Annotated in this window: 11 protein-coding genes; 8 read left to right on the forward strand and 3 right to left on the reverse strand. The window is 67.1% G+C overall.

The annotated features are described in order from the left end of the window. Nucleotides 1-64 precede the first annotated feature (64 nt). The 3 genes from clpA to DER72_RS01465 form a co-directional block, all read right to left on the reverse strand. The gene (gene clpA, locus DER72_RS01455) at nt 65-2,341 is read right to left on the reverse strand and encodes an ATP-dependent Clp protease ATP-binding subunit ClpA (protein ID WP_110068227.1); all 2,277 of its coding nucleotides are present in this window, start codon (nt 2,339-2,341) and stop codon (nt 65-67) included. Nucleotides 2,342-2,485: 144 nt separating this feature from the next. Next, nucleotides 2,486-2,809, reverse strand: coding sequence for an ATP-dependent Clp protease adapter ClpS (gene clpS / locus DER72_RS01460; RefSeq protein ID WP_110068228.1), 324 nt, complete (start codon nt 2,807-2,809; stop codon nt 2,486-2,488). A 246-nt stretch (nt 2,810-3,055) separates the two neighbouring features. Continuing rightward, nucleotides 3,056-5,290 (reverse strand): NADP-dependent isocitrate dehydrogenase, encoded by a 2,235-nt coding sequence (locus tag DER72_RS01465; protein WP_110068229.1) that lies wholly within the window; start codon nt 5,288-5,290, stop codon nt 3,056-3,058. Nucleotides 5,291-5,573: 283 nt separating this feature from the next. On the opposite strand from DER72_RS01465, the gene DER72_RS01470 reads away from it, so the two are divergent. The 8 genes from DER72_RS01470 (at nt 5,574) to DER72_RS01505 (ending at nt 13,501) form a co-directional block, all read left to right on the forward strand. Next, nucleotides 5,574-6,212: a pseudouridine synthase gene (locus tag DER72_RS01470; RefSeq protein ID WP_110068230.1), complete on the forward strand. Its 639-nt coding sequence runs from the start codon at nt 5,574-5,576 to the stop codon at nt 6,210-6,212. Next, nucleotides 6,209-6,658, forward strand: a complete 450-nt coding sequence (locus DER72_RS01475) for an NUDIX domain-containing protein (RefSeq protein ID WP_110068231.1) — start codon at nt 6,209-6,211, stop codon at nt 6,656-6,658. The genes DER72_RS01470 and DER72_RS01475 overlap by 4 nt, the downstream gene beginning before the upstream one ends. A gap of 72 nt (nt 6,659-6,730) precedes the next feature. Beyond that, nucleotides 6,731-7,843: a tRNA 2-thiouridine(34) synthase MnmA gene (gene mnmA / locus DER72_RS01480; RefSeq protein ID WP_110068232.1), complete on the forward strand. Its 1,113-nt coding sequence runs from the start codon at nt 6,731-6,733 to the stop codon at nt 7,841-7,843. Beyond that, complete coding sequence (gene hflD, locus DER72_RS01485; protein WP_110068233.1) at nt 7,840-8,481, forward strand: high frequency lysogenization protein HflD; 642 nt, start codon at nt 7,840-7,842, stop codon at nt 8,479-8,481. Before mnmA ends, hflD begins: the two co-directional genes overlap by 4 nt. Before the next feature lie 50 nt (nt 8,482-8,531). Continuing rightward, nucleotides 8,532-9,920 carry an adenylosuccinate lyase gene (gene purB, locus DER72_RS01490; RefSeq protein ID WP_110068234.1) on the forward strand — a complete coding sequence of 463 codons (1,389 nt, stop codon included), beginning with the start codon at nt 8,532-8,534 and terminating at the stop codon, nt 9,918-9,920. Continuing rightward, the gene (locus DER72_RS01495) at nt 9,917-11,092 is read left to right on the forward strand and encodes a cupin domain-containing protein (protein WP_110068235.1); all 1,176 of its coding nucleotides are present in this window, start codon (nt 9,917-9,919) and stop codon (nt 11,090-11,092) included. Before purB ends, DER72_RS01495 begins: the two co-directional genes overlap by 4 nt. A gap of 42 nt (nt 11,093-11,134) precedes the next feature. Next, nucleotides 11,135-11,572 carry a GNAT family N-acetyltransferase gene (locus tag DER72_RS01500; protein WP_110068236.1) on the forward strand — a complete coding sequence of 146 codons (438 nt, stop codon included), beginning with the start codon at nt 11,135-11,137 and terminating at the stop codon, nt 11,570-11,572. Between the two features lie 333 nt (nt 11,573-11,905). Continuing rightward, nucleotides 11,906-13,501: an isocitrate lyase gene (locus DER72_RS01505; protein ID WP_110068237.1), complete on the forward strand. Its 1,596-nt coding sequence runs from the start codon at nt 11,906-11,908 to the stop codon at nt 13,499-13,501. The last annotated feature ends 159 nt before the right edge of the window (nt 13,502-13,660 follow it).

Genomic DNA, 13,660 nt, shown 5'->3' on the forward strand with positions numbered 1-13,660 from the left:
CCAGCCGCACAGGACAACGCCCCGTCGATCGACAGGGCGCTGCGTCGTGTGCGGGTGTCGGCCGTCAGGGCGCGTCGGCCAGCTCCGCTTCGGTGGAGAGATGGAGTTCGCCCTCCTCCACGGTGACGTGCACCACGCCGCCGTGCTCCGACAGCTCGCCGAACAGGATCATCTCCGCCAGCGGCTTCTTGAGCTTCTCCTGAATCAGCCGCGCCATCGGGCGGGCGCCCATGTCGGGATCGTAGCCCTTCTCGGCCAGCCAGTCCCTGGCCGCCAGGTCCACATCCAGCTGCACCCGCTTCTCGTCGAGCTGCGCCTGCAGCTCCACCAGGAACTTGTCCACCACGCTGCGCACCACCGAGGCGGGCAGGGCGTGGAACTGGATGATGCCGTCCAGGCGGTTGCGGAACTCCGGTGAGAAGGTCTTGCGAATCACCTCCATGGCATCGGTGGAGTGGTCCTGATGCTGGAAACCGATGGAGCGCCGCGTGGCCTGCTCGACCCCGGCGTTGGAGGTCATGATCAGGATCACGTGGCGGAAGTCCGCCTCGCGGCCGTTGTTGTCGGTCAGACGACCGTGGTCCATCACCTGTAGCAGCAGGTTGAAGACCTCGGGATGCGCCTTCTCGATCTCGTCGAGCAGCAGCACGCAGTGCGGATGCTTGGTGATCGCCTCGGTCAGCAGGCCACCCTGATCGTAGCCCACGTAGCCCGGCGGGGCGCCGATCAGCCGCGACACCGTGTGACGCTCCATGTACTCGGACATGTCGAAGCGCACCAGCTCGATCCCCATGATCTTCGACAGCTGGCGGGCCACCTCGGTCTTGCCCACCCCGGTGGGGCCGGCGAACAGGAAGCTGCCCACCGGCTTGTCCGGCGCCTTGAGCCCGGCCCGGGAGAGCTTGATCGCCGCCGCGAGGCTGTCGATCGCCTCGTCCTGGCCGAAGACCAGCATCTTGAGGTCGCGATCGAGGTTCTCGAGCAGCTTGCGGTCGGAGCTGGAGACGCTCTTCGGCGGAATCCGCGCGATGGAGGCGACCACCGCCTCCACCTGGGCGGTGTCGATGGTGTCGATGCGCACCTCCGGCGGCAGCAGGCGCTGATGGGCGCCGGCCTCGTCGATCACATCGATGGCCTTGTCCGGCAGGTGGCGGTCGCTGATGTAGCGGTCCGCGAGCCTCGCGGCGCTCTCGAGGGCCGCATCGGTGTACTTGAGCCGGTGATGCTCCTCGAAGCGCGAACGCAGCCCCTTGAGGATGCGGATGGTGTCCTCCACCGAGGGAGCCGGCACGTCGACCTTCTGGAAGCGCCGTGCCAGGGCGCGATCCTTCTCGAAGATCCCGCGGTACTCCTGGAAGGTGGTGGAACCGATGCAGCGCAGTTCACCGGAGGAGAGCAGCGGCTTGAGCAGGTTGGAGGCGTCCATCACCCCGCCCGAGGCGGCACCGGCGCCGATCACAGTGTGGATCTCGTCGATGAAGAGGATGGCGTTGGGCTGCTTGCGCAGCTCCGCCAAAAGCCCCTTGAGGCGCTTCTCGAAGTCGCCGCGGTACTTGGTGCCAGCGAGCAGGGCGCCCATATCCAGCGAATAGACCACGGCATCGCTGATCACCTCGGGCACGTCCTCCTCGACGATGCGCTTGGCCAGCCCTTCGGCGATGGCGGTCTTGCCCACGCCGGCCTCGCCGACCAGCAGCGGGTTGTTCTTGCGCCGCCGAGCGAGGATCTGCACCACCCGCTCGAGCTCGTGCTCGCGACCGATCAGCGGGTCGATCTTGCCCATGCGGGCCTGTTCGTTGAGGTTGGTGGCATAGGCGGTGAGCGGGTTGGCCCCGTGCTCACTGCCCCCCTCCTCGCTCTCCTCGGACTCCGAGGGGGACGACGAGGGGCTCGGACCGTGCCCGGCCACCTTGGAGATGCCGTGGGCGATATAGTTGACGGCATCGACCCGCGCAACATTCTGCTGCTTCAGGAAGTAGACCGCCTGGCTCTCCTGCTCGGAGAAGATCGCCACCAGCACGTTAGCGCCGGTGACCTCGCTCTTGCCGGAGGACTGCACGTGGAAGACCGCCCGCTGCAGGACGCGCTGGAAGCCCAGGGTCGGCTGGGTCTCGCGGTCTGACTGATCCTCGGGAATCAGCGGCGTGGTGGAATTGATGAAGTCCTGCAGGTCGGAGCGCAGCTTGTCGAGGTTGGCCCCGCAGGCACGCAGCACATCGGCCGCCGAGGCGTTGTCCAGCAGCGCCAGCAGCAGGTGCTCCACGGTCATGAACTCGTGCCGCTTGGAACGCGCTACGGTAAAGGCCGTGTTCAGGGTCAGTTCAAGTTCTTTGCTCAGCATGGCAGTCCCCTTCTTGCCGCCCAGGGCATTGCGTCGGATCTTTCGTCATCCGGCATCATCAACATCGGGCACAAACGCCGCCGTTGCAAGCCTTGCTGCCAACGGCGGGCGGTGACCACCCGTCGCGACCATGTCCGGGGGGAGTCAGTCCGCCGCCTCGATGTCCGAGAGCAGCGGATGTTGGCACTCTCTAGCGTATTGATTGACCTGATGGCTTTTGGTTTCCGCGATATCGCGGGTGAAGATGCCGCAGGTCGCCTTGCCCTGCGTATGCACCGCCAGCATCACCTGCACCGCGGTCTCGCTGTCCATATGAAAGAAGGTCTGCAGCACCTCCACCACGAACTCCATGGGGGTGAAGTCGTCGTTGTGCAATACCACCTTGTACATCGGCGGACGCGCCAGCGCAGGCTCGGCGCTCTGCACCGCCAGGTCGCCCTCCTCGTCGGTCCCCGGAGGGCGGGTCATGCTGCACCATATCTGTCGTTGCCACATAGCGGGAGACTACTCGTTTCACGGGCCGGCTAGCGGGCAGGTCAGGACGTTTAGACGTCGCCCGGCCGGCGGGGTTCATCTTGCGCTTCAACGCAGCGCCAGGCCTCAACGCAACGGCCCCTGCCCGTCACCCAGGCAGGGGCCGATGCACGCGCGGCTGCCGGCGCTACGGCCTTCTCGGCATCAACGGCGCCGAGAGGCCGCTCAGCCCTTGACCGCTCAGTCCTTGGAAACCAGGGTCAGGGCGGCGTTGAACGTCGCGCTCGGGCGCATGGCCGCTTCGGTCAGCTCACGGTCAGGGTGGTAGTAGCCCTTGATGTCCACGGCCTGGCCCTGCACCGCATTGAGCTCCTCGATGATCACCTCCTCCTTGGCCTTGAACTCCTCGGCCAGCCTGGTGAACAGCGCCTTGAGCTCGGCATCCTCGTCCTGCGCCGCCAGGGCCTCGGCCCAGTACATGGCCAGGTAGAAGTGGCTGCCGCGGTTGTCCAGCTCGCCGACCTTGCGCGACGGTGACTTGTTGCTGTCGAGGAACTTGCCGTTGGCCTCGTCCAGCGCCTTCGCCAGCACCAGCGCGCGGCGGTTGTCGAAGGTCTTGCCCAGGTGCTCCAGGGAGGCGGCCAGGGCCAGGAACTCGCCGAGGGAGTCCCAACGCAGGTGGTTCTCTTCGAGGAACTGCTGGACGTGCTTGGGCGCAGAGCCGCCGGCGCCGGTCTCGAACAGGCCGCCGCCGTTCATCAGCGGGACGATGGAGAGCATCTTGGCGCTGGTGCCCAGCTCCAAGATCGGGAAGAGATCGGTCAGGTAGTCGCGCAGCACGTTGCCGGTGACGGAGATGGTGTCCTCGCCGCGACGGATGCGCTCCAGGGAGAACTTCATGGCCTCCACCGGGGACATGATGCGAATGTCCAGGCCGCTGGTGTCATGCTCGGCCAGGTAGGCCTCGACCTTCTTGATCAGTTGGGCGTCGTGGGCACGATTCGCATCGAGCCAGAACACCGCCGGGGTCTCGCTGTCGCGGGCGCGGGTCACGGCGAGCTTGACCCAGTCCTTGATCGGCGCGTCCTTGGTCTGGCACATGCGCCAGATATCGCCCTTCTCCACGGCGTGCTCGAAGATCACCTCGCCGGCCTCGCTGGTCACGCGCACGGTGCCATCCGCCGGGATCTGGAAGGTCTTGTCGTGGGAGCCGTACTCCTCGGCCTTCTGGGCCATCAGACCCACATTGGGCACGCTGCCCATGGTGGTCGGATCGAAGGCGCCGTTGGCCTTGCAGTCCTCGATCACCGCCTGGTAGATGGTCGCGTAGCAGCGATCCGGGATCACCGCCTTGGTGTCGTGGAGGGCGTCATCGGCACCCCACATCTTGCCGGAGTCGCGGATCATCGCCGGCATGGAGGCGTCGATGATCACATCGCTGGGCACGTGGAGATTGGTAATGCCCTTGTGGGAGTCGACCATGGCCAGGCGCGGACGCTCGGCGTAGAGGGCCTCGATATCGGCCTTGATCGCCTCCTGCGTCTCGACGGGCAGCTGCGCGATGGTGGCGTAGAGATCGCCGATGCCGTTGGTGGCATCGAAACCGACCTTCGCCAGGGTGTCGGCGTGCTTCTCCAGCACGTCACGATAGAACTCCTCCACCACGATGCCGAACATGATCGGGTCAGAGACCTTCATCATGGTGGCCTTGAGGTGCAGGGAGAAGAGCACGTCCTTCTCCTTGGCGTCGGCGATCTGCTCCTTGATAAAGGCCGTGAGCGCCTGGTGGCTCATCACCGCGCCGTCGATCACCTCGCCGGCCAGCACCGGGGTCGCCTCCTTGAGCACGGTGGTGGTGCCGTCCTTTCCAACCAGCTCGATCTTCACCGAACCCTCGGCGGCCAGGGTGGCGGACTTCTCGCTGCCGTAGAAGTCACCCTCGCTCATGCAGGCCACGTGGGACTGGGAGTCGGCGCTCCATTCGCCCATGCGATGGGGGTACTTGCGGGCATAGTTCTTCACGGACTTGGGCGCGCGGCGGTCGCTGTTGCCCTCGCGCAGCACCGGGTTCACCGCACTGCCCTTGATGCGGTCGTAGCGCGCTTTGATGTCACGCTCCACCTGGGTGGTGGGCTCATCGGGATAGTGGGGAAGTTTGTAACCCTGGGCCTGCAGCTCGCGGATGGCCGCCTTGAGCTGGGGCACCGAGGCGCTGATGTTGGGCAGCTTGATGATGTTCGCTTCGGGGGTCTTGGCCAGTTCGCCCAGCTCGGCCAGGTGGTCGCCGACCTGCTGCGCCTCGGTCAGGTATTCGGGAAACTGGGAGAGAATGCGGCCGGCCAGGGAGATATCGCGGGTCTCCACGATGATGCCCGCGGAGTCGGTATAGGCATCGATGATCGGCAGCAGGGAAAAGGTGGCCAGGGCCGGCGCTTCGTCGGTCAGCGTGTAGATAATCTTCGGCGTTTTGGACATATTGGCGTTGATCTCTCTGGTCACTGCGGTGGCATGAAACTGGATCGGTAGCGCGCGCTCACGATGTCTGGAGCGGGGGACCCGGTGTGCTCCACCACTGTGAGGATCGTGCGGGGATGCGCTCGGCATCGACCCGGTGGCGGAGTCTCGGCAGGTCCCGGAACGACGAGGGCGCTCCCGGCGAGCGGGCGCATTATATCAGCCTGCCCGAGCCGGCGCATGAGTAATAAGGCTGACGCGCCGCCCCCTGCCATCCTGCCCCGCTTGCCGGTAAGCTTGTCCCATGAGCACCCTCTATCTACTGCACAAGCCCTACCGCATGCTGTCCCAGTTCACCGACCGGGCCGGCGTGGACGGCGAGCGTCGCGCGACGCTTGCCGACGTCATCGGCGTGCCCGGCATCTACCCGGCCGGGCGCCTCGATCACGACTCCGAGGGGCTACTGCTGCTCTCCGACGACGGCGAGCTGATCCACCGCATCAGCCACCCGCGCCACAAGCAGCCCAAGACCTACCGGGTCCAGGTGGAGGGCGAGCCCGATGACGCCGCCCTGCAGGCGCTGCGCCAGGGCGTCGCGCTCGGTGACGGCATGACGAAGCCGGCCAAGGTGCGCCGCCTGGAGGTGAGCGGCCTGCCGGAACGCGACCCGCCGCTGGACCCCAGGCGCCACCCGGTGACCACCTGGCTGGAGATCACCATCAGCGAGGGGCGCAATCGCCAGGTCCGACGGATGACCGCCCACGTCGGCCACCCCACCCTGCGCCTGGTGCGCGTGGCCATTGGCCCCTGGCGCCTCGACGGCCTGGCCCCCGGGGAGTGGCGCCGCGAGACCCTGCATGCTCCGGCCCCATCGCCTCGCGGCAGGCCGGGTCAGGGCCGCGCCCCGCGCCGCCAGCCCGCCACGCGAGGCGGTAGACGATGAGCCGCTGGCAGCCCTATGTGACCGTGGCCTGCGTGGTGGAGCGCGCCGGCGCCTTCCTGATGGTGGAGGAGGAGCGCGGCGGGCCCACCACCCTCTTCAATCAGCCCGCCGGCCACCTGGAGCCGGATGAGAAGATCCTCGACGCCGCCCTGCGCGAGGTGGCCGAGGAGACCGCCTGGCGGGTCGGCCTCAGCGACTACCTGGGGATGTACGTCTACCGGGCGCCGGATGGCAAGACCTTCCACAGCCACGCCTTCTTCGGCATGGCGCTGGCCCACCTGGGCAGCGAGCTGGACCCGGCGATCCGGGCCGTGCACTGGCTCACCCTCGAGGAGGTCGAGGCCCTGGATCGCGAGGGTCGCCTGAGAAGTCCGCTGGTGCTGCGCCGCATCCGCGATGCCCAGGCCGGGCGCTTCTACCCCATGGACGTCATCCACGAACGCTGAGTGCGCCGCGCCCGGCGCTCAGATCATGTATAATCCTGCCCCATTTATCTCACACCGATTCCGAGGGCGCCCATGACCGCCACCCCAGGCAAGGTGATCGTCGGCATGTCCGGCGGCGTCGACTCCTCCGTCTCTGCCCTGCTGCTGCTTGAGCAGGGCTATCAGGTCGAAGGCCTGTTCATGAAGAACTGGGACGAGGACGACGGCACCGAATACTGCACCGCCAAGGCCGACCTGGCCGACGCCGAGGCCGTCTGTGACAGGCTCGGCATCCAGCTGCACACCGCCAACTTCGCCGCCGAGTACTGGGACAACGTCTTCGAGCACTTCCTGGCCGAGTACCAGGCCGGGCGAACGCCGAATCCGGACATCCTCTGCAACCGCGAGATCAAGTTCAAGGTGTTCCTGGAGTATGCCGAGATGCTCGGTGCCGAGAAGATCGCCACCGGCCACTATGTGCGGGGCGGCATCCGCGACGGCCGCCCGCGGCTGCTCAAGGGGTGTGATGCCAACAAGGACCAGAGCTACTTCCTGCACGCCGTGCCCGAGGCCGCCATCGCCCGTACCCTCTTCCCGGTGGGCGAGCTGGAGAAACCCGAGGTGCGCGCCATCGCCGAGCGCCACGATCTGGTGACCGCCAGGAAGAAGGATTCGACCGGTATCTGCTTCATCGGCGAGCGGCGCTTCCGCGACTTCCTGCAGCAGTACCTGCCGGCCCAGCCCGGGGTGATCGAGACCCCCGAGGGCGAGGCGATCGGCGAGCACATGGGGCTGATGTACTACACCCTGGGCCAGCGCCAGGGCCTGGGCATCGGCGGGCTCGCCAACCACCCGGAGGCCCCCTGGTACGTGGCCGCCAAGGACCTCGACCGCAACGTGCTGATCGCCGTGCAGGGCAAGCACCACCCGCTGCTCTACACCGACAGCCTGGCCACCGAGGCCATGGAGTGGGTGGCCGGCGAGGCGCCGATGGCCGAGGGGCGGCTCACCGCCAAGACCCGCTACCGCCAGGCCGATGTGCCCTGTGTCTTCCGCTCCCGGCCGGATGGCGGCGTGGAGGTGCGCTTCGACGACCCCCAACGCGCCGTCACCCCCGGCCAGTCCCTGGTGCTCTACGACGGCGAGATCTGCCTGGGCGGCGGGGTGATCCGCGACACCTGGAACGCCGAGGAGCCTGCCCCATGACCGCCTCGACCCCGATCCACCGCGTCCCCGACGACCCTGTCACCCGCCAGGCCCTGGCCCTGGCCGGGGTCTTCCAGTCCGCCAGCCTGGTCGATGAACTGGCCCGCACCGGCCAGGTCGACCCGCGTAGCTGGGACACCCTGATTCGCGCCACCCTGGACACCAACCCCGAGAGCTTCGAGGCGATCTACGGCGGCCACCCCAACAACCTGCGCCGCGGCCTCGACGTACTCGAAGCCGTGGTGGGCCGCAAGCAGGCCAACCCGGTGGTGCTGCGCTATGGCTTCACCCTGCTGCTGCTGATGAACCAGGTGCGTAAGAACGACGCCATGCTGGGCGAACTGGGCAGCCGGCTGGTGCGCATCCAGGGGCAGGCCGAGCACTTCGGCGAGACCCACGAGAACGTCATCGCCAGCCTCGGCGAGGCCTACCAGGAGACGCTCTCGACCCTCAAGACCCGCATCGTGGTGCAGGGCGACCCCTCGCTGCTGCAGAGCCGGATGATGCCCGAGCGGGTGCGGGCCTGCCTGCTCGGCGGCATCCGCTTCGCCCTGCTCTGGCACCAGCAGGGTGGCCGACGCTGGAAACTGATCTTCCAGCGCGGCGCCCTGAAGAGGGCCCTGGACCAGCTCTCCTGACCCCTTACCCAGCCCGACACCCCAACGCTCATCGACCCGGAACCCGAACCATGCACGCCCTGTCGCACTCTTCGCTTCCCCTGTCCGCCCTTACCGCCCTCTCTCCCGTCGACGGCCGCTACGGCAGCAAAGCCGCCAGCCTGCGCGAGCACTTCAGCGAGTTCGGCCTGATCCGCGCCCGTGTGATCGTCGAGGTTCGCTGGCTCCAGCGCCTGGCCGAACTGGCCGGGGTCACCGAGGTACCGCCCCTCTCCGCCGAGGCCACCGCCTTCCTGGAGGCGCTGATCCGTGACTTCTCGCTGGAGGACGCCGAGCGCATCAAGGAGATCGAGCGCACTACCAACCACGACGTCAAGGCGGTGGAGTACTTCCTCAAGGAGAAGATCGCCGGCCAGCCGGAGCTGCACGCCATCACTGAGTTCGTGCACTTCGCCTGCACCAGCGAGGACATCAACAACCTCGCCCACGGCGTGATGCTCACCGACGGCCTCAAGAGCCTGCTGCCGGTGATGCAGCGGGTGGCCGACGAGATCGCCAAGCTGGCCCAAGAGCATGCCGCGCTGCCGATGCTGTCGCGCACCCACGGCCAGACGGCGAGCCCCACCACCCTGGGCAAGGAGATGGCCAACGTCGCCTATCGCCTGCGCCGCCAACTCGCCCAGATCGAGGGCGTCGAGATCCTCGGCAAGATCAACGGCGCGGTGGGCAACTACAACGCCCACCTGGCCACCTACCCGGAGGTGGACTGGGAGGGCAACGCCCGCACCTTCGTCGAGGGGCTGGGGCTGACCTTCAACCCCTACACCACCCAGATCGAACCCCACGACTACATCGCCGAGCTGTTCGACGCTATCTGCCGCTTCAACACCATCCTGATCGACTTCGATCGCGACATCTGGGGCTACATCTCGCTGGGCTACTTCAAGCAGAAGACCGTCGAGGGCGAGATCGGCTCCTCGACCATGCCCCACAAGGTCAACCCCATCGACTTCGAGAACTCCGAGGGCAACCTGGGGCTTTCCAACGCCATCCTCGGCCACCTGGCCCAGAAGCTGCCGATCTCCCGCTGGCAGCGCGATCTCACCGACTCCACGGTGCTGCGCAACCTGGGCGTCGGCCTGGCCTATGGCCTGATCGCCTACGAGGCCGCGCTCAAGGGCATCGGCAAACTCGAGGCCAACCCCGAGCGCATCGCCGAGGACCTCGACGCCAGCTGGGAGGTGCTCGCCGAGCCGATCCAGACGGTGATGCGCCGCTACGGCATCGAGAAGCCCTACGAGAAGCTCAAGGAACTGACCCGCGGCAAGCGCATCGACCAGGCCGGCTTGGCCGCCTTTATCGACACCCTGGCGCTGCCCGATGAGGTCAAGGCCGAACTCAAGGCGCTGAGCCCGGCGACCTATATCGGCAACGCCGAAGCGCAGGCGAGGAGCCTATGAGCCCCGACACTCCGCTGGCCATGCTCGGCGGACTCACGCCGGCCGAGTTCCTGGGCGACTTCTGGCAGCAGAAGCCGCTGCTGATCCGCGGCGCCTTTCCCGACTTCGAGTGCCCGCTGACCCCCGACGAGCTGGCGGGCCTGGCCTGCGAGGAGGGCGTCGAGGCCCGCCTGGTGGAGGAGCACGGCAAGACTGGCCCCTGGCAGGTCAGCCACGGCCCCTTCGATGAGCGCACCTTCGCCCGGCTGCCCGAGGGGGACTGGACCCTGCTGGTGCAGGCCGTCGACCACTATGTGCCGGAGGTGGCCGAGCTGCTTGCGGCCTTCGACTTCCTGCCCCGCTGGCGGCTCGACGACATCATGATTAGCTACGCCCCCCCGGGCGGCAGCGTCGGCCCCCACGTCGACCAGTACGATGTCTTCCTGCTCCAGGGCATGGGCCGGCGCCGCTGGCAGCTGGGCGGCCTGGTGCCCGACGACGCCCCCATCATCGCCGGCATCGACCTGCGCATCCTCGAGCGCTTCGAGGTGGAGGCCGGCAATGACTGGGTGCTGGAACCGGGCGACATGCTCTACCTGCCACCGGGTTGGGCCCACCACGGCGTCAGCCAGTCCGACGACTGCCTGACCCTCTCGGTGGGCTTCCGCGCCCCCTCCGCCGACGAGGCGATCACCTCCTTCGCCGACTACCTGGGCGAGCAGCTGCCGGCATCGCTGCGCTACTCCGACGCCGGCATGGCGGCTCCCGGCGACCCCGCCGAGCTCGATGACGAGGCCGTGGCGCGCATGCGCCGCTTCATCCTCGGGACCCTGGACGACCCGGCCCGCCTCGCCCAGTGGTTCGGCCGGGTGATGACCCAGCCCAAGTACGCCGACCAGCTGGTGGCCAACGAGACGCCCACCGACCCGGCGGCGCTTGTCGCCGCACTACAGGAGGGCGAGGAGCTGGTGCGCACCCCGGGCTCGCGTTTCGCCTGGCACGCCCTGGGCGGGGGTCGCGCCACCCTCTTCGCCGACGGCGACGGCGCCGAGTGCGCCCAGCCCCTGGCGCGGCGGATCGCCTCCGAGGCGGCGCTGGATGCCGAGCTGCTCGCCCACGAGGGGGCCGAGGTGCTGCTCGCCGCGCTGCTCGATGCCGGTAGCCTGGCCTGGGCGGATGAATTTGAAGAGTAGCGGCCTGCCACCGGATCAGCCCCGAGCAAGGGAAAGGATGACATGCAAGAAGCCAAACTGGAGATTCGCGAGGGGAGCTGGGAGGCGCTGGGCGCCGAGGCCACCGAGATCCGCCGGATGGTCTTCATCGAGGAGCAGCGCGTCCCCCTCGAGGAGGAGTGGGACGGCCGCGATCCCGAGTGCCGCCACTTCCTCGCCCTGCTGGAGGGGCTCCCGGTGGGCACCGCCCGCCTGCTGCCCGACGCCCATATCGGCCGGGTCGCGGTGCTCGCCAGGGCCCGCGGCTCAGGGATCGGCGCGGCGCTGATGGCGGCGGCCATCGAGGCCGCCCGCCGCGACGGCCACCCCGCCGTGGAGCTCGCCGCCCAGACCCACGCCCTCGCCTTCTACGCGCGCCTGGGCTTCACGCCCTTCGGTGACGAATTCCTCGACGCCGGTATCCTGCACCGCAATATGCGCCTTCCGCTGGCCGATTCCTGAGCCGGCTAACCACCTTTCAAACGAAAATTGACTACACGAGCGGGGCCGTTTCGGCCCTGCTTGTAGTCGAGTTACAACGCCTTCTTCCCCAAAGAGCCCATTGTTGAAGCCCATGGCCATGGGCCATAGTGCTTGCCATGGCGGACGACGAAACAACTGTTTGACACCGGCCCCACAAGCGCCTTCATACATTCGTTTCAAATTCGCCCGGGTTCGACCAAGGCCGCAGAGACAAGCCGGCGGCGATGAACGAACCTGACCCTACTTCGCAGGTGCAGCATAAGCGACACCGGCAAGCCAACGACCAGACCAGGACCAGGAGAGGATGACACCATGTCATACCAGGACGATATCAAGGCGCTGTCCCAGCTGCGTGAAGCCATGCAAGGCAAGTGGGCGAACATCAGCCCCGAGAACGCCGCCCGCATGCGTGCCCAGAACCGCTTCAAGACTGGCCTGGACATCGCCAAGTACACCGCCAAGATCATGCGGGAAGACATGGCAGCCTACGACGCCGACACCGCTCAGTACACCCAGTCCCTGGGCTGCTGGCACGGCTTCATCGGCCAGCAGAAGCTGATCTCCATCAAGAAGCACTTCGGCACCACCAAACGTCGCTACCTCTACCTCTCCGGCTGGATGGTCGCCGCCCTGCGCTCCGAGTTCGGCCCGCTGCCCGACCAGTCCATGCACGAGAAGACCGCCGTCCCCGACCTGATCGGCGAGCTCTACACCTTCCTGCGCCAGGCCGACGCCTGGGAACTGAACCACCTGTTCCGCGCCCTGGAAGAGGCCAAGCAGGCCGGCGACAGCGCCAAGGCCGCCGAGCTGGTGAAGCAGATCGACAACCACGAGACCCACGTGGTGCCGATCATCGCCGACATCGATGCCGGTTTCGGCAACGCCGAGGCCACCTACCTGCTGGCCAAGAAGATGATCGAGGCGGGTGCCTGCTGCATCCAGATCGAGAACCAGGTCTCCGACGAGAAGCAGTGCGGCCACCAGGACGGCAAGGTCACCGTGCCCCACGAGGACTTCCTGGCCAAGATCAACGCCGTGCGCTACGCCTTCCTGGAGCTGGGCGTTGACGATGGCGTCATCGTCGCTCGTACCGACTCCCTGGGCGCCGGCCTGACCCAGAAGATCGCCGTGACCAAGGAGCCCGGTGACCTGGGCGACCAGTACAACAGCTTCCTGGACGGCGACGAGATCACCTCGGCCTCCGATATCGACAACGGCGACGTGGTCATCAAGCAGAACGGCAAGCTGGTCAAGGTCAAGCGTCTGGCCTCCGGCCTCTACCAGTTCAAGCCGGGCACCGGCGAGGACCGGGTGGTGCTGGACTGCATCACCAGCCTGCAGAACGGCGCCGACCTGATCTGGATCGAGACCGAGAAGCCCCACATCGGCCAGATCGCCGGCATGGTCAACCGCATCCGCCAGGTGGTGCCGGACGCCAAGCTGGTCTACAACAACTCGCCCTCCTTCAACTGGACCCTCAACTTCCGCCAGCAGGTGTTCGACGCCTGGGAGAAGGAAGGCAAGGATGTCTCCGCCTATGACCGCGCCAAGCTGATGAGCCCGGAGTACGACGCCACCGAGCTGGCCCAGCTGGCCGACGAGTGGACCCGCAACTTCCAGCGCGACTCCTCTCGCGAGGCGGGCATCTTCCACCACCTGATCACCCTGCCGACCTACCACACGGCGGCTCTCTCCACCGACAACCTGGCCAAGGGCTACTTCGGCGACGAGGGCATGCTGGCCTACGTGGAGGGCGTGCAGCGCCGCGAGATCCGTCAGGGTATCGCCACCGTCAAGCACCAGGACATGGCCGGCTCCAACATCGGAGACGACCACAAGGAGTTCTTCCACGGCGAGGCCGCACTGAAGGCCGGTGGCAAGGACAACACCATGAACCAGTTCGGCTGATACCGGATCGGTTGATCATGGCACTGCGGTAAAACTGGAACTTGGGGGAGGCAGCTGCCTCCCCTTTTTTTGTGCCTGCTCGCCAGGCTTTCGCCGCCGTCGCTAGCGCAAACAGAAGGGGCAGCCCCCAGGCTGCCCCTTCTGTTACGTGCGGCGAGC

The sequence above is a fragment of the Halomonas sp. A11-A genome (genome assembly GCF_003182195.1).
GTDB classification, from domain to species: Bacteria; Pseudomonadota; Gammaproteobacteria; order Pseudomonadales; family Halomonadaceae; genus Halomonas; species Halomonas alkalicola.